This window comes from Luteibacter sp. UNCMF331Sha3.1 (assembly GCF_900109915.1).
Classification (GTDB): domain Bacteria; phylum Pseudomonadota; class Gammaproteobacteria; order Xanthomonadales; family Rhodanobacteraceae; genus Luteibacter.
In genome coordinates this window covers 690,592-710,768 of the sequence record NZ_FOBU01000001.1, presented here as the reverse complement: position 1 = coordinate 710,768, position 20,177 = coordinate 690,592, and the positions used below count along the sequence as shown (strand labels likewise).

The 20,177-nt window shown below is 66.5% G+C and carries 21 protein-coding genes; 14 read left to right on the top strand and 7 right to left on the bottom strand.

Annotation, left to right across the window (positions count from 1 at the left end; all coding sequences use genetic code 11):
* Positions 1 to 4: 4 nt before the first annotated feature.
* Positions 5 to 268, bottom strand: coding sequence for a hypothetical protein (locus BMX32_RS03125; RefSeq protein WP_089974391.1), 264 nt, complete (start codon positions 266 to 268; stop codon positions 5 to 7).
* Positions 265 to 1,419 carry a flagellar hook-length control protein FliK gene (locus tag BMX32_RS03120; protein WP_089974388.1) on the bottom strand — a complete coding sequence of 385 codons (1,155 nt, stop codon included), beginning with the start codon at positions 1,417 to 1,419 and terminating at the stop codon, positions 265 to 267. Before BMX32_RS03120 ends, BMX32_RS03125 begins: the two co-directional genes overlap by 4 nt.
* A gap of 158 nt (positions 1,420 to 1,577) precedes the next feature.
* Between BMX32_RS03120 and tgt the strand changes: the two genes are divergently transcribed.
* The 4 genes from tgt to secF all read left to right on the top strand — a co-directional run bounded on the left by tgt (position 1,578) and on the right by secF (position 6,123).
* A complete protein-coding gene (gene tgt / locus BMX32_RS03115) occupies positions 1,578 to 2,708 on the top strand; it encodes a tRNA guanosine(34) transglycosylase Tgt (RefSeq protein ID WP_089974386.1) in 1,131 nt (376 codons plus the stop codon).
* Positions 2,709 to 2,851: 143 nt separating this feature from the next.
* Complete coding sequence (gene yajC / locus BMX32_RS03110) at positions 2,852 to 3,199, top strand: preprotein translocase subunit YajC (RefSeq protein WP_089974384.1); 348 nt, start codon at positions 2,852 to 2,854, stop codon at positions 3,197 to 3,199.
* Positions 3,200 to 3,262: 63 nt separating this feature from the next.
* A complete protein-coding gene (gene secD / locus BMX32_RS03105; protein WP_089974381.1) occupies positions 3,263 to 5,146 on the top strand; it encodes a protein translocase subunit SecD in 1,884 nt (627 codons plus the stop codon).
* Between the two features lie 14 nt (positions 5,147 to 5,160).
* Positions 5,161 to 6,123 (top strand): protein translocase subunit SecF, encoded by a 963-nt coding sequence (secF, locus tag BMX32_RS03100; RefSeq protein ID WP_089974379.1) that lies wholly within the window; start codon positions 5,161 to 5,163, stop codon positions 6,121 to 6,123.
* 1,437 nt (positions 6,124 to 7,560) lie between these two features.
* On the opposite strand, the gene BMX32_RS03095 is transcribed toward secF, so the two are convergent.
* Positions 7,561 to 7,800 (bottom strand): hypothetical protein, encoded by a 240-nt coding sequence (locus BMX32_RS03095; RefSeq protein ID WP_089974377.1) that lies wholly within the window; start codon positions 7,798 to 7,800, stop codon positions 7,561 to 7,563.
* A 203-nt stretch (positions 7,801 to 8,003) separates the two neighbouring features.
* Between BMX32_RS03095 and BMX32_RS03090 the strand changes: the two genes are divergently transcribed.
* The 5 genes from BMX32_RS03090 to BMX32_RS03070 all read left to right on the top strand — a co-directional run bounded on the left by BMX32_RS03090 (position 8,004) and on the right by BMX32_RS03070 (position 11,944).
* The gene (locus BMX32_RS03090; RefSeq protein WP_089974375.1) at positions 8,004 to 8,267 is read left to right on the top strand and encodes a hypothetical protein; all 264 of its coding nucleotides are present in this window, start codon (positions 8,004 to 8,006) and stop codon (positions 8,265 to 8,267) included.
* 94 nt (positions 8,268 to 8,361) lie between these two features.
* Positions 8,362 to 9,675, top strand: coding sequence for a two-component system sensor histidine kinase NtrB (locus tag BMX32_RS03085; RefSeq protein ID WP_089974373.1), 1,314 nt, complete (start codon positions 8,362 to 8,364; stop codon positions 9,673 to 9,675).
* A gap of 79 nt (positions 9,676 to 9,754) precedes the next feature.
* Positions 9,755 to 10,609 carry a flagellar motor stator protein MotA gene (motA, locus tag BMX32_RS03080; protein ID WP_089974371.1) on the top strand — a complete coding sequence of 285 codons (855 nt, stop codon included), beginning with the start codon at positions 9,755 to 9,757 and terminating at the stop codon, positions 10,607 to 10,609.
* Positions 10,610 to 10,615: 6 nt separating this feature from the next.
* Entirely contained in the window at positions 10,616 to 11,629 is a 1,014-nt protein-coding gene (gene motB / locus BMX32_RS03075; protein ID WP_089974370.1) for a flagellar motor protein MotB, read from the top strand.
* A gap of 87 nt (positions 11,630 to 11,716) precedes the next feature.
* Positions 11,717 to 11,944: a hypothetical protein gene (locus BMX32_RS03070; RefSeq protein ID WP_089974368.1), complete on the top strand. Its 228-nt coding sequence runs from the start codon at positions 11,717 to 11,719 to the stop codon at positions 11,942 to 11,944.
* A 24-nt stretch (positions 11,945 to 11,968) separates the two neighbouring features.
* Here BMX32_RS03070 and murU read toward each other — a convergent pair whose 3' ends face one another.
* Together murU and BMX32_RS03060 are read right to left on the bottom strand one after the other, a co-directional pair.
* On the bottom strand, positions 11,969 to 12,646 hold the full coding sequence (murU, locus tag BMX32_RS03065; protein WP_089974366.1) for an N-acetylmuramate alpha-1-phosphate uridylyltransferase MurU: 678 nt from the start codon (positions 12,644 to 12,646) through the stop codon (positions 11,969 to 11,971).
* Positions 12,643 to 13,653, bottom strand: coding sequence for an aminoglycoside phosphotransferase family protein (locus BMX32_RS03060; protein ID WP_089974364.1), 1,011 nt, complete (start codon positions 13,651 to 13,653; stop codon positions 12,643 to 12,645). The genes murU and BMX32_RS03060 overlap by 4 nt, the downstream gene beginning before the upstream one ends.
* 150 nt (positions 13,654 to 13,803) lie before the next feature.
* On the opposite strand from BMX32_RS03060, the gene BMX32_RS03055 reads away from it, so the two are divergent.
* The 3 genes from BMX32_RS03055 to BMX32_RS03045 are packed head-to-tail and all read left to right on the top strand — an operon-like array spanning position 13,804 to position 16,312.
* Complete coding sequence (locus tag BMX32_RS03055) at positions 13,804 to 15,408, top strand: flavin monoamine oxidase family protein (protein ID WP_170843546.1); 1,605 nt, start codon at positions 13,804 to 13,806, stop codon at positions 15,406 to 15,408.
* Entirely contained in the window at positions 15,405 to 15,824 is a 420-nt protein-coding gene (locus BMX32_RS03050; protein ID WP_089974362.1) for a c-type cytochrome, read from the top strand. The genes BMX32_RS03055 and BMX32_RS03050 overlap by 4 nt, the downstream gene beginning before the upstream one ends.
* On the top strand, positions 15,821 to 16,312 hold the full coding sequence (locus tag BMX32_RS03045) for a RidA family protein (protein WP_089974360.1): 492 nt from the start codon (positions 15,821 to 15,823) through the stop codon (positions 16,310 to 16,312). Before BMX32_RS03050 ends, BMX32_RS03045 begins: the two co-directional genes overlap by 4 nt.
* Before the next feature lie 18 nt (positions 16,313 to 16,330).
* Here BMX32_RS03045 and BMX32_RS03040 read toward each other — a convergent pair whose 3' ends face one another.
* Positions 16,331 to 17,644: an ammonium transporter gene (locus BMX32_RS03040; protein ID WP_089974358.1), complete on the bottom strand. Its 1,314-nt coding sequence runs from the start codon at positions 17,642 to 17,644 to the stop codon at positions 16,331 to 16,333.
* Positions 17,634 to 17,972, bottom strand: coding sequence for a P-II family nitrogen regulator (locus BMX32_RS03035; RefSeq protein WP_089974356.1), 339 nt, complete (start codon positions 17,970 to 17,972; stop codon positions 17,634 to 17,636). The genes BMX32_RS03040 and BMX32_RS03035 overlap by 11 nt, the downstream gene beginning before the upstream one ends.
* A 275-nt stretch (positions 17,973 to 18,247) precedes the next feature.
* Here BMX32_RS03035 and BMX32_RS03030 point away from each other — a divergent pair, with 275 nt between their 5' ends.
* A complete protein-coding gene (locus BMX32_RS03030; protein ID WP_089974354.1) occupies positions 18,248 to 18,700 on the top strand; it encodes an SUF system Fe-S cluster assembly regulator in 453 nt (150 codons plus the stop codon).
* A gap of 14 nt (positions 18,701 to 18,714) precedes the next feature.
* Entirely contained in the window at positions 18,715 to 20,175 is a 1,461-nt protein-coding gene (sufB, locus tag BMX32_RS03025) for a Fe-S cluster assembly protein SufB (protein WP_089976877.1), read from the top strand.
* Positions 20,176 to 20,177: the final 2 nt, after the last annotated feature.

The following is a 20,177-nucleotide window of genomic DNA, read 5'->3' as shown; positions in this document are numbered from 1 at the left end:
GGTGTTATTCGGCGGTCGCCGTGAGCAACGTTCCCACCACTGCGGCGAGCGCCGCATAGAGCTCCGGCGGCACGTCGTCGCGAAGGCGCACGGCGGCGAGCAGTGTGGCGATCTGTGGATCGAGCTGGGGCGCGAGGCCCAGCGCCTGCGCGCGTTCCAGCATCGTCTTCACGCCCTGCGCGTCGATGCGCTGGCTGTTTCCGTTGCTGGTGGGCGACGCGAGCCGCAGCGTGACGCTGCGGCGTGGGGAAGGAAGGGCCTGGTTCATGCGCGGGCTTCCAGCAGGACGGCGCTGTACGCGCTCGGCGGTGTCGGCAGGCCGTGCATGCAGGCGAAGTGATCGAGGATCAGGCCGCTCTTTTCGAGCAGACGGCGCAGCGGTACGAATTCGTTCTCGAGGCGCGCGACGGTCTCCGGGCGTTGGGCCCATAGCCGTACGGACACGCGCGGCACGCGCAGCTGGATCTCGCCTTGCACGGCGCCGAGCGATGGCGGATCGATGGCGAAGCCGACCGTCCAGGGACCTTCGGCCTCGCCGGCGACTGGCTTGCCTTCCTCGATGCGGAGCTGGAGCACGTCGTAGCCGCGCACGCCGGCGAGCGGCACCTCGACGATCCACAAGCCTGCCTGGGGATGCGATTCGAGCTGCGCGATTTCCACGCGCGACAGCGCGGCGCGCGTGTCGACGCGCAACTGCCCGACCACCGCGTCGACATCGTCGTCGGCGATCTGCACCGCGTCGGCGCGTGGCTGCGGCACGAGCGGCCGCTGCACGAGCGGCGGCGGCGTGTCGATCGGCGGGCGGGCGAGCGTGGCGCCGGCCCGGCCCGTGGGAATGTCGGCGAGCGCGCGCCGCAGCGCGAGCAAAGCCGCCTTGAAATCGTCGGCGGCGGGGGTGTCGTGCTTCGGCTCCGCGAGGTGCGACTCGAGGAACGCGCCGCTCTTGGCGATCGCCTCCTTCATGCCGAGCGGGGAGCCGACATCGGACGGCTTGTTGATGGCGGCCTCGAGCGTTGCCAGTGCGGCCCGCAGCGGCGCCGGCAACATGCGGGCGACGGGACGGCGGGCGAGGGCGGCAAGGACGCCGAGCAGGGGAGCGTAGCCGTTCTGCAGCGGCAGACGTTCGCGAAGCCCCTGCATGGCGACGCGTTCGTCGACCTGGCCAGGGACGACCTCCAGCTGCGGCTGCGCACCCTGCGTGAGCACGCGGACCTGGAACTGCTGCGGAAGCTGTCCGCCGGGCGCGTCGGCCTCGACGGTCAAGCCGCCGATCTCCAGAAGGAGGCGGCCGATGTCGGTCTGCCCCATGACCCGCGCCGACAGCAGGGTCCCGACCCGCCAGCTGTCCGCTGCGGCCGTGGTACCCGCGGCCGCGCCCGCCCAAAGCTGGGCAGCGAGACTGGTCGGCTGGATGATCAAGGGGGATGTCCTCCCGGCGCCCGGCGAGCCCTCGGTGGGCGCGCTCCTGTATGCCAAGGGAATCGGCGGAAACTTACGGAACTTTAGACGCGGCGGGCAAAACCGCTGTGCCAAACCGGCAGGAGGTGACCGGAAGGCCGCCGGGTTAGAATGGGCGGATGACCCAGCTCCCTTTCGATCTCCTCGCCACCGATGGCGCGGCCCGGCGTGGCCGTCTCCGCTTCGGCCGCGGCACCGTGGAAACCCCGGCGTTCATGCCGGTGGGCACCTATGGCTCGGTAAAGGCCATGACCCCGCGCGACGTCCTCGACACCGGCGCGGAAATCATCCTCGGCAATACCTTCCACCTTTTCCTGCGGCCCGGTCTCGAGATCGTCGGCGAGTTCGGCGGCCTGCATAAGTTCATCGGGTGGGACAAGCCGATTCTCACGGATTCCGGCGGATTCCAGGTCTTCTCGCTGGCGCACAAGCGCAAGATCACCGAAGAAGGCGTCACCTTCGCCTCGCCGGTCGACGGTTCGAAGGTGTTCCTGTCGCCCGAGGAGTCGATGCGGATCCAGAAGGTTCTGGATTCCGACATCGCCATGATCTTCGACGAGTGCACGCCCTATCCGGCCACGGAAAAGGTGGCCTCCGATTCGATGGAGCTCAGCCTGCGCTGGGCCGAGCGCTCGCGCCAGGCGTTCGACGACCTGAAGAATCCCAACGCCCTGTTCGGCATCGTGCAGGGCAGTACGTTCGAGGACCTGCGCCGCCGGTCGGCCGAGCGGCTGATCGGGATCGGCTTCGATGGTTACGCCGTCGGCGGCCTCGCGGTCGGCGAGCCGGAAGCCGAGCGCAACCACACCCTCGACTTCACGCTGCCGATGCTGCCGAAGGACCGGCCCCGCTATCTCATGGGCGTGGGCCGCCCGGAGGACATCGTGGAAGCGGTGCGCCGGGGCATCGACATGTTCGACTGCGTGATGCCGACGCGTAACGCGCGCAACGGCTTCCTGTTCACGGCGTCGGGCACGCTGCGCATCCGCAACGCCAGGTTCGCCACCGATACCCGCGTGATCGAGGAAGGCTGCGACTGCTACGCCTGTGCCAACGGCTTCTCCCGCGCCTACCTGCGCCACCTGGACCGCTGCAACGAGATCCTCGGCAGCCAGCTGGCGACGATGCACAACCTGCGCCACTACCAGCGGCTCATGGCGGGTCTGCGCGGCGCCATCGAAGCCGGCGGCCTCGAGGACTTCGTCGCGGCCTTCTATGAGGCTCGTCGCAAAGGTGCGGTCGACGGCTGACGAGGCCTTGCGGGGGCGCCCGGGCGCCCCCAAAGCCTTGACGGGGTGCGGTACATAACCGCCGGGGTGCGTGGCATAATCCACGATCTTTTTACGTGAACGGCAGCTTTTCCTTGGCCGTTCCATGACTTGCGAGAAATCCGATGAGCCTTCCGACGTTCGCTGCCATTGCCCAGGCCACTGCACCCGCCGCCGGCGCCGCTCCGCAGGGGGCCTTTGGCTTCTCGCCGCTGATCATGATGGCGGTGCTGTTCGGCATCTTCTATTTCATGATGATCCGCCCGCAGATGAAGCGTCAGAAGGAGCACCGCGCCCTTCTCGCCGCGCTGGCCAAGGGCGACGAGGTCGTCATGAGCGGCGGCATGGCCGGCCGCATCGAGGACGTGGGCGAGTCGTTCGTCCGTGTCGAGATCGCCCCGGGCACCGTCGTTCAGGTGCAGAAGGGCTCGATCACCCAGGTCCTGCCGAAGGGCAGCCTGAAGAAGTCGTAAGGCTTCCTCTTCTTATAGCGTCAGCCGCGGCCGGCGCACGGCCGCTTTCACGGAATGTAAGGCATGAGTGATTTTCCACGCTGGAAGTACGCGCTGGTCGTGATCGTGTTGCTGTTCGGCATCGTGTATGCGTTGCCGAACGTCTTCCCGCCGCAGCCGGCCGTGCAGATTTCGGGCAACCGCGGTTCCGCCGTCGACGCCACGCTGAAAACCAAGGTCGAAGCCATGCTGGCCACCGCGAAGGTGCCGGCGACCTCGATCGAGGTCGATGACAAGGCCACGCGCCTGCTGGCACGTTTCCCGAACGTGGATGCGCAGACGAAGGCGTCCGACGCCCTCCGCGCGGGCCTCGGCGAGAACTACACGGTGGCGCTGAATCTCGCGTCCACCGTTCCGGCGTGGCTGCGCGGCATCCACGCGAACTCGATGCCGCTGGGTCTCGATCTCCAGGGCGGCGTGCACTTCCTTATGGAAGTCGACCAGAACGCCGTCATCGACGCGCAGGAGACGCGCTACGCGGACGACATCCGTTCGCTGCTCCGCGACAAGAACGTCTCGTACGACTCCGTGAACCGCAATGCACGCGGTCAGGGTGTCAGCGTCGTGCTTCGCACCGACGCCGACCGCCAGCAGGCGGCCACGCTGATCGGCACGGATTACCCGGACCTCACGGTGACCGACGGCCCGACCACCGGCAACCGGTTCCTTCTCAATGCCACGGTCAAGCCGGCCAAGCTGCGCGAGCTCGCGCAGAGCACGATCACGCAGAACGTCACCACGCTGCGCCAGCGTGTGAATGCGCTGGGTGTGTCCGAACCGCTGATCCAGCAGCAGGGCCCGAACCAGATCATCGTCGAGCTCGCGGGTGTGCAGGACACCGCCGAGGCGAAGAAGATCATCGGCGCGACGGCCACGCTGGAGTACCGCGCGGGCCTGTACACGCCGCAGCAGGCGATCGATGCCGCCAATTCGGGCAGCGTGCCGCCCGACGCGAAGCTGTACTACGGCAGCAAGGAGCAGGGCCGCCGCCCGTATCTGCTCAGCAAGAAGGTGATCGCGAAGGGCGACGAGCTGACCAGCGCCGTGTCCGGTCGCGACCAGCAGAACGGTTCGCCCAACGTCAGCGTCTCGCTGAACAGCGCCGGCGCGCGCAAGATGCAGGAGTTCACCAACGACAACGTCGGCAAGCCGATGGCGGTGCTCTACATCACGCGCACGGTCGAGACGAAGATGGTCGACGGCAAGGAAGTGAAGACGCCGAAGATTACCGAAGAGGTGATCAACTACGCCAACATCAGTTCCCCGTTCGGCAAGCAGTTCTCGACCAACGGCCTCCCGAGCGATCAGGAAGCCTCCGAGCTGGCACTGCTACTGCGCGGCGGTTCCCTCGCCGCGCCGGTCGACATCGTCGGCGAGAGCGTGATCGGTCCGAGCCTCGGCGCGGACAACATCGACAAGGGCTTCAAGGCGGTGATGCTCGGTCTCGGCCTCGTGCTGCTCGCCGCCGCGATCTACTACAAGCTCTTCGGCCTCGTCGCCGACGTCGCGCTCTTCTTCAACCTCGTGCTGCTCGTGGCCGTCATGTCGCTCATCGGCGTCACGCTCACGATGCCGGGCATCGCCGGTATCGTGCTGACGCTGGGTATGGCGATCGACGCGAACGTGCTCATCTGCGAACGCATCCGCGAAGAACTGCGCAACGGCTCGTCGCCGCTGGCGGCGATCCGCACGGGTTACGACAAGGCCTGGGCCACGATTCTCGATGCCAACGTCACGCATCTGCTCGCCGCGCTGGGCCTGATGACCATGGGCTCGGGCCCGATCAAGGGCTTTGGCGTCACGCTGTTCATCGGTATCCTCACGTCGATGTTCACGTCGGTGACGGTCACGCATGCCATCACCGCGCTGATCCACGGCGGCCGCAAGCTCAAGACCCTGTCGGTCTGACGGGGAGGAACGCCATGGAAATCTTCAACCACAATTCGAACTTCAACTTCCTCGGCCTGCGCAAATTCAGCATCGGCCTCGCGATCCTGCTCATGATCGGTTCGATCGCGCTGATCGTGACCAAGGGTTTCAACTACGGCCAGGACTTCCAGGGCGGTGTCGCGGTCGTCGTGGAATACACCACGCCGATCGAGGTCAACGAAGTGCGCTCCGCGCTGGAGCATGCCGGTCTCGAGAACCCGCTGGTGCAGGCGGTGGGCGGTTCACGCGAATTCACCGTGCGCATGCAGCCGAAGGGCGACACCGGCGCGGGCCAGCTCAGCAACGACGAGGCGGCCGTGAAGGTCGCCGCCGATGTCGTCGCGGCGCTCAAGGCGACGCGTCCGGACGTCACGATGAAGAGCCGCTCGTTCGTCGGTCCGCAGGTTGGTGAGGAACTGCGCAGCGACGGTATCGTCGCCGTGATCTTCGTCATCGTCGGCATCATGGGCTACCTGTGGATCCGCTTCGAGAAGCGCTTCGCGATCGCGGCCCTGGCCACGGAAATCCACGACGTGCTGGTGACGCTCGGCATCTTCGCCATCACGCAGCGCGAGTTCGATCTGACCGTTCTCGCATCCGTGCTGGCGGTCGTCGGCTATTCGATCAACGACAAGGTCGTCGTGTTCGACCGCGTCCGCGAACTCTTCCGCTCCAGCCGCAACGCCACGCCGGAAGAAGTGCTGAATCGTTCGATCAACAGCACGCTGTCGCGAACCATCATCACCTCGCTGTTCACCGGCATCACCATGGCGGCCCTGTTCTTCATCGGCGGCCCGGTGGTTCACGGCTTCGCCATCACGATGCTGATCGGTATCGTCGTCGGTACCCTCTCGTCCATCTTCGTCGCCAGCCCGATCCTCCTCTGGCTCGGCGTGTCGAAGCAGGACCTGATGCCGCGCAGCAAGGAAGACCCGGAACTCGAGCGCCGCCCCTGATCCTGGGATGCGCTTCGGTACGGCGAAAAGGCCCGTCTTTGGACGGGCTTTTTTGTTTGTGACGGCTCGGCTTGCGCTGTCGCGCTTTGCCTCGCGTTAGCGCGAAGAGCCGTCGGCCGGCGCCCTCGTTGCTCCGGCTCGGCTGCGCCATCGCGTTGGGTTTCGCGTGGCCGCGAAGAGCCGTCGGCCACCGCCCTCGGCGCTCCGGGCTTCACCGTCGCTTGGGAAAGGATGCCGCTGCGCGGCCGTGTCCTATGGCTGACGCCCCTGCGCGCCCGCGCGGCGAGCGGGGGTTTTCGACTCGGCTCCTGCCTCGACGAAAACGGCCGGCCGTCCGGGCCGGCCCCCTGCGGGCCTGATCCGCTCGCCGCGCTCGGTTCCGCAAGTCGCGCCGAGGGCGGCGGCCGACGGCTCTGCCAATCCGCGAGGCAAACTGCCTGTGTAGGAGCCGCTATAGCGGCGAGCTCTTGGCTTTTTGTGGGAGCGGCCAAGGCCGCTCCCACAGAACTGCTTCGGCGGCGAGTACCCATCGCCAGCAGGCTGGCTCCCACCCGGCGGTAGCCGTGTTATCGCCAGCGGGATTTCCTGACGGCTGCTTCGCCACCCGGCGCCTCGGCGGTTGGCGAGGCCAGCTGTTGGTAGGAGCCGCTACAGCGGCAAGCTTTTGGCTGTCTGTGGGAGCGGCCTTGGCCGCGATGGGAGCTTGCCGCGAGCACCCATCGCGGCCAAGGCCGCTCCCACAGAATTGCGGCGGCGAGTACCCATCGCCAGCAGGCTGGCTCCCACCCGGCGGTAGCCGTGTTATCGCCAGCGGGATTTCCTGGCGGCTGCTTCGCCACCTGGCGCCTCGGCGAGGCCAGCTGTTGGTAGGAGCTGCTACAGCGGCAAGCTTTTGGCTGTCTGTGGGAGCGGCCTCGGCCGCGATGGGTGCTTGCCGCGAGCCCCATCGCGGCCAAGGCCGCTCCCACAGAGCACCGGGCAAAGGCATCGCTCGTGGCGAGCACCCATCGCCAGCAGGCTTGCTCGCACCTCGTCGCTGGCAGGCTTCCCGCGCGGCTGCATCCCCCGCCCGGCGCCTCAACAGCCGGCAGAGCCGTCGGCCCTCACCCTCGGCGCGACTTGTGGAGGTGAGGGATTCGCGCGGAAAAGGCCCGAAGGGGGCCGGCCCGGATGGCCGGCCGTTTTCGTTGAGGCACGGAGGCCGAATCGAAACCCCCCGCGCGAAGCCCGTGCGCGCCGGGGCGTAAGCCATCAGACATGGCCGCGCAGCGGCCTCCTTACCCAAGCGACGCCGGAGCTCGGAGCGCCGAGGGTGAGGGCCGACGGCTCTTCGCGGCCACGCGAAACCCAACGCGATGGCGAAGCCGAGCCGCACCCAGCACAAAAAAAGCCCGCCAAAGTGGCGGGCTTTTCGTCAGACATCCCTCATCCCTGGGATCAGAAATCGTCTCCATCGTCCGTCGCGCCTTCGTTGTCGTTTGCCAGCGTGACGACGACATAGGCGGAGCCGACGAGCGATGCGCAGAGCCAGGCGTAGACCATCTGAATGCCGGTGCGCGGGATCGCGGCCGCAACTTGCGGAGCGAGAGCCAGGCCGACGATGCCGGCGAGCGCGAGTACGGTTGCGACGGCCCACGCGAGACGCCGGGACGGCGACGCGGTGGTGATGAGGTTCATGCTGCGGTTGCCCCTGTGTTTCCCCTGTTTCGCAACGACATGAAGATATCGTGACGTTGCTTGACGTACGAAATACCGTACAAATCGAGGGGAGGCAAGTGCTGAGCGCCGCAACATTGTGTTGATTGATAACGCTTTTCATGCAAGAGCTCGGGCAAGCCTCTGGCTAAGCTAGACTTTCGTTCCACGTCGAGGTCCGATCCATGGCAGAACGCGAATTTCCCGGTTTCACCCTCCGCAGCAGCGCGTCCCGCGACGGCTCGCGCTACACGGCCCTGCTGTCGTCCCATCCCGCCGATGGCAGCTATCCGAGCTACTTCACGGTGTACGACAACCGCAGTTTCCGCGAGGAATCCGCCGCCGCGGAGGCCGCGGAAAAGGCGCTGGGCCTCGTGCTGGGCGTGGAAGAAGACGGCGCGCCCGTGTTCGCCGAAGGCGAAACCGGTTTCGACGACGACAAGGAGTGACGACGCCCGGCATCTGTCCTCGGTCCGTATTGACAGCGGACCATGCCGCGGTGCGTCATATCCCACAATCTTCGGTGACGGGCGGCCACGCGCCATGAGCGACTGGGATGGGCGGTATAGACAGTTCGTCGAGGCATCCTCCGACTGTATGAAGGAGCTCGACCGGGATGGCGTGATCCGCTTCGTGGCGGGACATGGCTGTGCCGCACTTGCCCCAGAAGGCCCGGAGCGCCTGTTGGGGCGCCCATGGCTCGACCTCTGGCCCGAGGAAGCCCGCGCCATGGTGGGACGCGCGCTCGAACGCGCCGCCGCGGGAGAGCGGGTCGACTTCGTCGGCACCCGCCGTCCGGCCGCCGGTCTGCCGCGCTGGTGGGAGGTGACGATCGCCCCCGTCGTCGCCGACGACGAGCTCGACCACTTCATCGTGATCAGCCGCGACGTCACCGAGCGCGTCGAGTTGCAGGCGTCGCTCGAGTCGATCATCGAACTCCTGCAGGACCGCCTCAACCAGACGGTGGCGAGTTCGGTGTCCGCATCGACACGTTACGGGACGCTGATGGAGCGCCTCGAGTCCGAGCACGGCGCCCGCCGGGACGCCGAGCGCCAGCTTGCCGGCGTCAGCGAGCAGCTCGAACTGGTCAACCATGCCCGGGAGCTCGCCGAGGCCAGTGCGCGCCAGGCGCAGAAGCAGCAGGCGATCGGGCAACTCGTCAGCGGCATCGCCCACGATTTCAACAACATGCTGCAGACGGTGATCGTCAGCCTATCCGGACTGCAGGACGAGGGCGACGAGCTCTCGCCGCGCCACCGGCGCATGGTGACCTACGCGGTGGAGGGCGCGCGACATGCCACGGCACTCACCCGCCGTCTGCTCGCCTTTGCGCGCAACCAGCAGTCGCAGCCGGAAGCGATCGATCTGGGCGACCTCGTGATGGCTTTCGCCGATTTCGCGCGTCATGCCCTCGGCGGCCGCGTGGGCGTGGAGGTCTACCGGCAGCCCGGCGCGTTGCCCGTCTGGCTCGACCGGCACGGCACGGAGCAGGCGCTTATGAACGTGTGTCTCAACGCCCGCGACGCCATGAGTGGCTTCGGGCATGTGGTGATCGAGGTGGGCGAGCGCGCGTGCGAGGCGGTGCCGTCGGACTTCGCGCACGACGCCGTGAACGTTCGCCAGGTGTTCGTCAGCATCGCGGATACGGGTGGCGGCATGCCCGACGAGGTGCGCCAGCGCCTCTTCGAACCCTATTTCACGACCAAGGAAGGCGGCTCCGGCCTCGGCCTGGCGCAGGTCTACGGCACCGTCGCGCAGGCGGGCGGCGCCATCGAGATCGAGAGCGAGCTAGGTGTCGGCACCCGCATCCGGCTGGTCTTCCCCCGTTATCCGGGGCCGCTGGAGCCTGCGGACTAATCTTGCCGAAAACCATGATGCACTGCCTCAATTTCGTGCCGGTCCGGCCGATAAAATGTCCGGATCGGGAGAAGTCTTCATGTTGGTCATCATTGGTTTTATCGTCGTCCTCGCGTCGGTGCTGGGCGGCTACGTGCTTTCGCACGGCGAAATCGCCGCACTGTGGCAGCCGTACGAGTTGCTGATCATCTTCGGTGCCGCCGTCGGCGCCTTCGTCAGCGCGAACTCGATGGACGTCGTCAAGGGCGCCGGCCGCGACGCGCTGGCTCTGTTCAAGGGGCCGAAGTATCACAAGCAGGACTACGTCGACCTGCTGTCCCTGCTCTATGACATCTTCACGAAGATGCGCAAGGAAGGTCAGCTGGGCATGGAGGCGCACATCGAGGATCCCGCGAACAGCTCCCTGTTCTCGGCGTATCCGCGCCTCGTCGCGGAACACCACCTGATCGACTTCATCACCGACTGCCTGCGTCTCATCGTCGGCGGCAGCATGGATCCGCACGAACTCGAATCGCTGCTCGAGGTCGAGCTCGAGACCCATCACCACGAGGCCATGGTTCCTGCGCTCGCGGTGCAGAAAATGGCGGACGCGCTGCCGGGCTTCGGCATCGTGGCGGCCGTGCTCGGCATCGTGATCACCATGAAATCCATCGACGGCGACGCGGCCGTCATCGGCGAGCACATCGCGGGCGCGCTGGTCGGCACGTTCCTGGGCATCCTGCTGTCGTACGGCTTCATCGGTCCGCTGTCCGCGGCGATGGAGTCGCGCGTCAATACCGACGGCAAGGCGTTCGAATGCGTGAAGGTCGCCCTGATGGCGAACCTCCGCGGCTACAACCCGATGGTGTCGGTCGAGTTCGCACGCAAGTCGCTGAAGTCGACCACCCGTCCGACGTTCCAGGACCTCGAAGCCCACCTCAAGGCGGCACGGTAAGTCGCCATGAGCGAACTGAAGCAAGTCATCATCGTCCGCAAGAAGCGCGGCGGAGGCCACGGTCACCACGGTGGCGCATGGAAGGTGGCGTACGCGGACTTCGTGACCGCGATGATGGCGTTCTTCCTCGTCATGTGGCTCGTGGGCGCCGGAACCAAACAGCAGCGCGCCGCCATTTCGGAATACTTCAAGAACCCGAGCATGACGCCGGGTCAGTCGACCATGGCGCCCTCGGGCAAGATGGGTCCCGGCGGCGCGAGCACGAGCATGATCAAGCTGGGCGGTGCGATGGATCTGCCGAAGGGTCCGGGCGACCAGCAGGCGTTCGCGAAGCCGGCCGCGGCCGAGGTCGACAAGCTTGCGAAGGAACAGGAAAAGCGCCGTCTCGAAAAGCTGATGGACGACCTGAAGGAAGCGATCGCGAAGAGTCAGGCGATGGCGCCCTACAAGGATCAGCTGCTGCTCGACATCACGTCGGAAGGCCTGCGTATCCAGATCGTCGACAAGCAGAATCGCCCGATGTTCGACACGGGCAGCGGCGTGATGAAGGCCTATACGGTGCAGATCCTGCACGAGCTCGCCGGCTTCGTGAACCAGGTGTCGAACACCATCAGTATCTCGGGCCATACCGATAGCGCACGCTACGTGAGTGCCGACAGCGCCTACGGCAACTGGGAGCTCTCCGCGGATCGTGCGAACGCCGCGCGGCGCACGCTCGTCGAAGGCGGCATGGTGCCCGACAAGGTCGCACGCGTCGTCGGCCTCGCCGCGTCCGTGCCGTTCGACAAGGCGGATCCGGCGGCGCCGATCAATCGGCGCATCAGCATCGTGGTGATGACGCGCGAGGCGGCGAAGGCCGCGCTTTCGCCGGAAGTCGCAGCGGAGCCGTCGCTTCCCGAGGCGACGAAGCTGCATGCCGCCGAGGCAGAGCACGTGGGCGGCGCCATGCCGGACACGCCGGCGCCGTCCGCCCGCATCGCCGAGGGTCGCGCGGTCGCGCACGTCGCCGATCAGGAGTGACCGGCGTAGCTCCGGCGAGCCTTCACGGTGTCACTTGCGTCCGTCATCTTCCCCAGTCAGTATCAGGGCATAGGGGAGGGACAAGCAGTGGAAAATCACACCAAGTACCGGGTGGTCGCCAAAGCAGTCAAGCACCATGGCGACGCGGGCGAACAGCTGTACCGCGGTAGCTACCGCATCCTCGACCACATCGGCGAGGAAATCGAAGCGAAGACGGGCACGCACGATTTCGTCGATATCACCAGCGCCTTCAACGAAGCCTTCACGCTGGGCCACGAACGTCTGCGGGAAATCGGCGCCGAGACGGTGCAGTAACGTTCCGCGGGATCGACGACGACGTCAGCGGGCCACGACACCGCGCAGCTCGTCGAGCTGCGCCGGTGTGCCGACGTTCCGCCAGAAGCCGTCGAAGCGTTCGCCGCCCAGTCGCCCTTCGGCGATCGCCTTGCGATACATCGGCAGCAATTTGAAGCATCCGGGCGCTTCGCTCTCCACGATCTCGCGTCGATAGACGCCGACGTTGCCGAACGTCAGCCGCTCGGCGGCCGCCGGGCCGTCTCCTTCGAACAGTCGGCCGCCCGCGAGCGCGAAGTCGCCGACGGGATGGAAGTCGGGATTGGGCACCATGACGAGGTGCGCCACGCCGTCCGGTTCACGCGGCAGGGCCGCGTAGTCGATGTCGCTCCAGATATCGGCGCTGACCACGATGAACGGCTCGGGCCCCAGCAGGGGCAGGGCGGCAAGCATGCCGCCGCCGGTTTCGAGCGGTGTCGGGCCTTCGTACGAATAACGGATGCGCACGCCCCAGCGGGAGCCGTCGCCCAATACCTCGGGAAACCGCGTCGCCAGATGCGACGTGTTGATCACGATGTAGCGCACGTCGGCGGCGGCCAGCTTTTCGATGTGGTGGACGATGAGCGGTTTGCCGTGGACGTCGAGCAGCGGCTTCGGCGTGCTGTCCGTCAGCGGGCGCATGCGTTCGCCGCGGCCGGCGGCGAGGATCAGCGCGTGTCTCATGCGTCGCGCGCCACGCGGATGTCGCCGTCGCCGATCTTCGCTTCGAGGTAGTCGGCCAGCGGTGCGACGTCGGCGTGACGGCGCGCGGTGTCGACCACGTAGCGGAGCACGCGCGGCAGGTCGGCGAGGTAGCCCGTCTTGCCGTCGCGGTAATGCAGGCGACAGAACAGGCCGAGGATCTTGATGTGTCGCTGCAGGCCCGTGAGGTCGAACCAGCGGCGGAAACGGTCGGTATCGATCGTTTCGTCGAGCAGGCGCGCGTCGAGCAGGCGTAGGCGATAGGCCTCGACCCAGCCTTCGACGCGCTCGTTGTCCCAGACGATGTAGGCATCGCGCAATAGCGAAGCCAGATCGTAGGTGATGGGGCCGGACATCGCGCCCTGGAAGTCGATGACGCCGGGCGAACGTTCCGTGGTCACCAGCAGGTTGCGGCTGTGGTAGTCGCGGTGCATGAACGCGCGCGGTTGCTCGTCGATGGCATGCATGATGGCGGTGAACGCGCCTTCGATGATGTCCCATTCCTCGCATGCCACGTCCACGCCGAGATGCTTCTGCAGAAGCCACGTCGGCATGATCTCGAGCTCCATCGTCTGCCACTCGTGGTTGAACGAGGGCAGCCCGTTGGTATCCACGTGCATCTGCATGCGCAGCAGCGCGTCGAGCGCGTCGCCGTAGAGCGCATCGACGGTGGCGTCGTCGAGCTCGGGCAGGTACGTGCGCGTGCCGAGGTCTTCGATCAGCAGGAAGCCCTGCGCCTCGTCCGCCACCATGACCTTCGGTACGTGCACGCCGGCCTCGGCAAGGCGCCGGCCGATCGCGATCCAGGGTGCCGGGTCTTCGCGGTCGGGCGGCGAATCCATGACGATGACCGGCTGGCCGTCGACGTAACCGCGCCAGTAGCTCCGGAAGCTGGCGTCGGCGGAGGCGGGTTCGAGGTCCAGGGTGGCGTCGCCCGTGACCTGACGGGCCCAGGCGAGGCGTGCGGCGGAACGTTCCGTGGCGGTCATGCGGCGTCTGCGAATGCGATACGAACGATGAGCTTAGAGCCTTTGTGGCGACGTGTCACAGCGTCGACGCGACGCTATACCGTCGGGCCAGTTGTCCCGCATGACGCCATCTGGGATGCTGCCCCAAGGGGTTCCTTCCGGGGTACTGCAATGGCGAACGATACGGGCACCGCTTCCATCACGCGCCGTGACCTCCTCCGCATGATCGGCCTCGCCGGCGGAGGGGCGATGATGTACCAGGCGATGACCAGCCTGGGCATCGCGGCCGCATCGCCCTATCGACCGCCGACGTCGCTCCAGGGCACGGGGCACGGCACCGTGTTGGTGCTCGGCGCCGGCCTCGCGGGCATGACGGCGGCCTACGAGCTCGGCAAGGCCGGCTACAAGGTGCGCGTGTTGGAGTACAACGACCGCCCCGGCGGACGGACCTGGACGCTTCGTCCGGGCGACGCGTTCACCGAGCTGGGCGGTCAGCGACAGGTCTGCCGCTTCGATCCGGGCATGTACTTCAACCCGGGGCCCTGGCGCATTCCGTACCATCATCACGGTGTGCTCGATTACTGCCGTCGGTTCGGCGTGGCGCTCGAGCCGTTCATCCAGGTCAATCAGAACGCCTACATCTACGGGAAGGACGCCTTCGGCGGCAAGCCTCAGCGCATGCGCGAAGTGCAGGCCGATTTCCACGGCGGAATCGCGGACCTGCTCGCCAAGGTGGCGGGCCAGGGCGGTCTCGACCAGCTGGTCAGCCGAGAGGACCGCGAAATCCTGCTCGAGTCGTTGCGGCAGTTCGGCGGCCTCGATGCACAGTATCGCTACGTCAAAGGGCCGGACAGCAGCGGCCACCGTGGCTACGCGAAGGACCCCGGCGGCGGCCCCGACGCCGCGCCGGCCTTCTCTCAGCCCGTGGGGCTATCGGACGTGCTGAACGCGCGCCTCTGGACGGGCCTCGGCATGGCCGAGTTCTACGATTACCAGCCCGCGATGCTGCAACCGGTGGGCGGCATGGACGCGATCGCGAAAGCGTTCGCGCGCGAGATCGGCGAGGGTGTGATCCACTACGGCGCGAAGGTCACCGCGATCGCGCAGGACGATCGCGGCGTGACCGTCAGCTACGAGGACACCGCGTCGCCCGGTGCCGTACGTCGGGAGAAAGCCGACTGGTGCGTCTGCACGATTCCGCTGTCCGTGCTGAGCCAGATTCCGATCCAGGTCTCGGCGGCGAAACAGGCTGCGATCGCCGCGGTGCCATACATGTCGTCGTCGAAAGTCGGCATCCAGTTCAAGCGCCGGTTCTGGGAAGAAGACGACGCGATCTACGGCGGTGTGACGATGACGGACCTGCCCATCGGCATGATGGCGTATCCGAGCCACGGCATCGGCACGAAGAAGGGCGTGATGCTCGCTTCGTACGCGTTCTTTCTCGAGGCCTACGAGTTCACCGCGATGAATCCGGACGAACGCATCCGCAAGACGATCGAGTACGGCGCGAAGGTGCACCCGCAGTTTCCGGACGCGTTCGAGAGCGGCATGGCGATCGCATGGCATCGCGTGCCTTTCGCCATGGGTTGCTTCGGCTGGTGGACCGACGCCGCGCGCGAGAAGCACTACGCGGACCTTTGCTCGATGGACGGACGGATCGTGCTGGCCGGCGAACATGCTTCGTATCTTCCCGCGTGGCAGGAGGGCGCCGTTCTCTCGTCGCTCGCGGCGATCGACATGGTGCACCGGCGCGCCATCGAAGGAGCCCGCTCATGAAGACCGTCATCGTCGCTCTTTCGATGGGCATCGCCACCGCTGTCCACGCGCAGTCGATGGATCCGCGTTTCATCGATCAGAAACACGCCGCCGAGATCACGGGCGAGCAGACGTTCACGCACGTGTGCCAGGGGTGCCACATGGCGGACGCGAAGGGGGCCGTCGGCGCGGGGCACTATCCGGCACTTGCGTCCAATCCGAAGCTGGCAGCGAAAGCCTATCCTGTCGTGATGGTCATGAACGGACGGGGCGGCATGCCGCCGTTCTCGATGTTGCTGACCGATGCACAGGTCGCCGACGTGGTGAATTACATCCGCACGCATTTCGGCAATCACTACGCCGACACCGTGACCGCTGCCGACGTCGAACCCTTCCGTTCTACCACCCCCAACCGACCCCGAGGCCATCGACCATGACCCGATCCCTTCTACTTGCCGCGACGCTGCTCGCCGTCTCCGCGCCGGCTCTCGCTTCCGACGTCGTTCGGCACAAGCTGGCGAACCCGATGCTTCCGATCGCGGGCGCGGTGGAAGTACCTGCCGGCAAGACGCTCGTGTTCGTCAGTGGCGCCGTTCCGCCGGTGTCCGATACGAGCGCGCCCAAAGACAGTGTGCAGGCCTACGGTGACACGAAAACGCAGGCGACCGGTGCGTTGCGCTCGATCGAGGCGCAGCTCAAGGAAATGGGTCTGACGATGGGCGACGTGGTGAAGATGCAGGTCTTCCTCGTCGGCGACCCGGCCAAGGGTGGCAAGATGGACTTCGCCGGCTTCACCGAGGCTTACAAGCAGTTCTTCGGTACCGCGGCCCAGCCCAACCTGCCAGCGCGTTCGACGATGCAGGTCGCCGGCCTCGTCAGCCCGAATTTCCTCGTGGAGATCGAGGTCACCGCGGTACGTCCCTGACCGCGGTGACGGGCACGATCACGACAGGTTGTACGCACGCTCCTCGTGGAGTGCGATATCGAGTCCGACCTGCTCCTGCTCCTCGTCCACGCGAAGGCCCATGGTCACGGCGATGCCTTTGAAGATGGCGTAGCTGAGCACGGCGCTGTAGACGACGGTGAATGCGACGCCCTTGAACTGGATCCACAGTTGCACACCCAGTTCCGTGACGGTGCCGAACCCGCCCAGCGCGGGTGCGGCGAGCGGGCCGGTGAGCAGAGCGCCGACGATGCCCGCGACGGCGTGCACGCCGAAGACGTCGAGCGAATCGTCGTAGCCGAAGTAACGCTTCAGGCGCGTGGCGCAGAAGAAACAGATCACGCCGGAGAGCAGGCCGAGCACGAGCGCGCCGCCGGGGCCGCAGGTGCCGGCGGCCGGCGTGATCGCGACGAGTCCGGCGACCGCGCCCGAGGCGATGCCGAGCACGCTGGGCCGCCGATGCGTCATCCATTCCACCACGGTCCAGCCGATCGCCGCGGCCGCGGTCGCGATCTGCGTCACGAGCATCGCCATGCCGGCGCTGCCGTTGGCGGCGACGGCCGAGCCGGCGTTGAAGCCGAACCAGCCGAGCCAGAGCATACTCGCGCCGATGAGCGTGTAGCCGAGGTTGTGCGGCGGCATCGGGGTGACGGGATAGCCGCGACGCTTGCCGATGACCAGGCAGCCGACGAGACCCGCGATGCCGGCGTTGATATGCACGACCGTACCGCCGGCGAAATCGAGCACGCCGAGATCGCCGAGGAAGGAGCCGGGGCCGCCCCAGACCATGTGGGCGACGGGCAGGTAGACGAACGTGAACCATAGCGCCGTGAACACGAGCAGTGCCGAGAACTTCATGCGCTCCGCGATCGCGCCGACGATCAGCGCAGGCGTGATGATGGCGAACGTCATCTGGAACATCACGAAGACCGCTTCGGGGATCGTGTTGTACAGGCTGCCGGGTGCGAGGCCGGCGAGCATGGCGTGCCCGAAGCCGCCGACGAACGAGTGAAGGTTGGTGGTGCCCGCGGCCATGCCGGTGGTGTCGAAGGCCACCGAGTAGCCATAGACCACCCACAGCACGGTGACGAGCGCGGTGATCGCGAAGCATTGCATCAGCACGGAGAGCAGGTTCTTCGCGCGCACCATGCCACCGTAGAACAGTGCGAGGCCGGGGATCGTCATCAGGAGCACGAGCATCGTCGCCGTGAGCATCCAGGCGGTGTCGCCGGAATCCAGTTTCGGCGTCGCGCCTTGCGCGAAGGCCAGCGACGGAAGCAGGGCAGGAAGGGCGGCCAGGGTCTTAGAGCGCATCGGCGTCGACCTCCTGCGTGCGGATGCGGATGGCCTGTTCCAGGTCGATGACGAAGATCTTGCCGTCGCCGATCTTGCCCGTGCGCGCCGCGGTGCCGATGGCCTCGATGGCGCGTTCCACCTGATCGTCGGTCACCGCGATCTCGATCTTGAGTTTGGGGAGGAAATCCACGACGTATTCCGCACCCCGATACAGTTCCGTGTGCCCGTGCTGGCGCCCGAACCCTTTGACCTCGGTTACCGTCATCCCCTGCACCCCGACTTCGGCGAGCGCCTCGCGGACGTCGTCCAGCGTAAAGGGCTTGATGATCGCGTTGATCCACTTCATGGCGTCGCTTCCCCGTTGGCTGATACGAGTGCGTCAGCAGGATGCGTGCCAGCCGTAAGAGCCTTGTGCGGTGCGGCAAGAGCACTCGCTAAGCTAGGCCTATGCACCGTAATGGTGCAGCTAGTTGCCACATCGGTGCATCGTCTGTGTGGCCGGATCCGGTCACGACCGCTCCAGGCGATGCGCGGCGTGGTGCCCCCCCCCCGGGGCCCGCATTGCAACACCGCCCCGAAAACAGTACCATTTTGGTCTGGTTTCCAAGTCCCCCTTCCCCCATGCTCCGTGTCAGCCGACTGACCGACTACGCGACGGTGGTGATGACCTGCATCGCCGCGCACCCTGCCGACGTTCTGAGCACCGCTCAGATCGCCGAAGAGGCGCGCCTGGAATTGCCCACCGTGTCCAAGCTGCTGAAGCTGCTGGGTCACGCCGGGCTCGTGGAGTCGTTCCGCGGCGTCAACGGCGGCTACCGCCTGGCGCGGCCGGCCGAGGCGATCAGCCTCGCCGACATCGTGGTGGCGATGGAAGGACCGATCGGCATGACCGAATGCAGCACGGCCCAGGGCCAGTGCGAGCGTCAGTCCCAGTGCGGCGTCAGCGGAAGCTGGCGATCCGTCTCGGGGGCGATCGACGGCGTGCTGCGCGCCATGACCCTGGCACAGATGCTGGCTGCGCGCCCCGTGGCGCCGGCCATTGACGCGGCCAAGGCCGCGCAGGCGAACGTATGAACGAGAGCGAGAACATGACACGCGAAGTGGCCGCGCCCGTGCGCGACAATGCCGAGGTCGAAGCGGCCCTCAACCGTCGTTACGAGGCGGGTTTCGTCACGGACATCGAGTCGACCAGCCTTCCGCCCGGCCTCAGCGAAGACACCGTTCGCCAGCTTTCCGCGATCAAGGGCGAGCCGGAGTGGATGACGGAGTGGCGACTCGCCGCCTATCGCCACTGGCTGACGATGCCCGAGCCGGACTGGGCGAAGCTCGACATCGCGCCGATCGACTACCAGTCGGTCAGCTATTACTCGGCGCCGAAGGACGGTCCGAAGTCGCTCGACGAAGTCGATCCGAAACTGCTGGAGACCTACGAGAAGCTCGGCGTGCCGCTGCACGAGCGTGCGAAGCTCGCGGGCGTGGCGGTCGACGCCGTGTTCGATTCCGTGTCCGTCGGCACCACGTTCCGCAAGGAACTCGCCGAAGCCGGCGTCATCTTCTGTTCGATGTCGGAGGCGATCCGCGAGCACGGCGACCTGGTGCGCCAGTACCTCGGCAGCGTCGTGCCGGTCGGCGACAACTACTTCGCCGCGCTGAACTCCGCCGTGTTCTCGGACGGCAGCTTCGTCTTCATTCCCAAGGGCACGCGTTGCCCGATGGAACTGTCGACGTATTTCCGCATCAACGCGATCAACACCGGGCAGTTCGAGCGCACGCTGATCGTGGCCGAGGACGACTCCTACGTGTCGTACCTCGAAGGCTGCACCGCGCCGATGCGCGACGAGAACCAGCTGCACGCGGCGGTGGTCGAGCTGGTGGCGCTGGAGCGCGCGCAGATCAAGTATTCCACGGTGCAGAACTGGTACCCGGGCGACGAGAACGGCGTGGGCGGCATCTACAACTTCGTGACCAAGCGCGGCGACTGCCGCGGCGCGGACTCGAAGATCAGCTGGACGCAGGTGGAGACCGGTTCGGCCATCACCTGGAAGTACCCCAGCTGCGTGCTGCGCGGCGATCGCTCGGTGGGCGAGTTCTACTCGGTGGCGCTCACGCACCACCGTCAGCAGGCCGACACCGGCACCAAGATGATCCACATCGGCAAGGGCACCAAGTCGAAGATCGTCGCCAAGGGCATCAGCGCCGGCCGCAGCTCCAACAGCTATCGCGGTCTGGTGAAGATCGAGAAAGGTGCCGACGGCGCGCGCAACTACACGCAGTGCGACTCGCTGCTGATAGGCAAGCAGTGCGGCGCGCACACGTTCCCGTACATGGAAGTGAAGAATCCGGGCGCCATCGTCGAGCACGAGGCCACCACCTCCAAGATTTCCGACGACCAGCTGTTCTACTGCCTGTCGCGGGGCATCGGCGAGGAAGACGCCGTGTCGATGATCGTCGACGGCTTCTGCAAGCAGGTGTTCCGCGAGCTTCCGATGGAGTTCGCGGTCGAGGCCAAGAAGCTGCTCGAAGTGTCGCTCGAAGGCGCGGTGGGCTGACG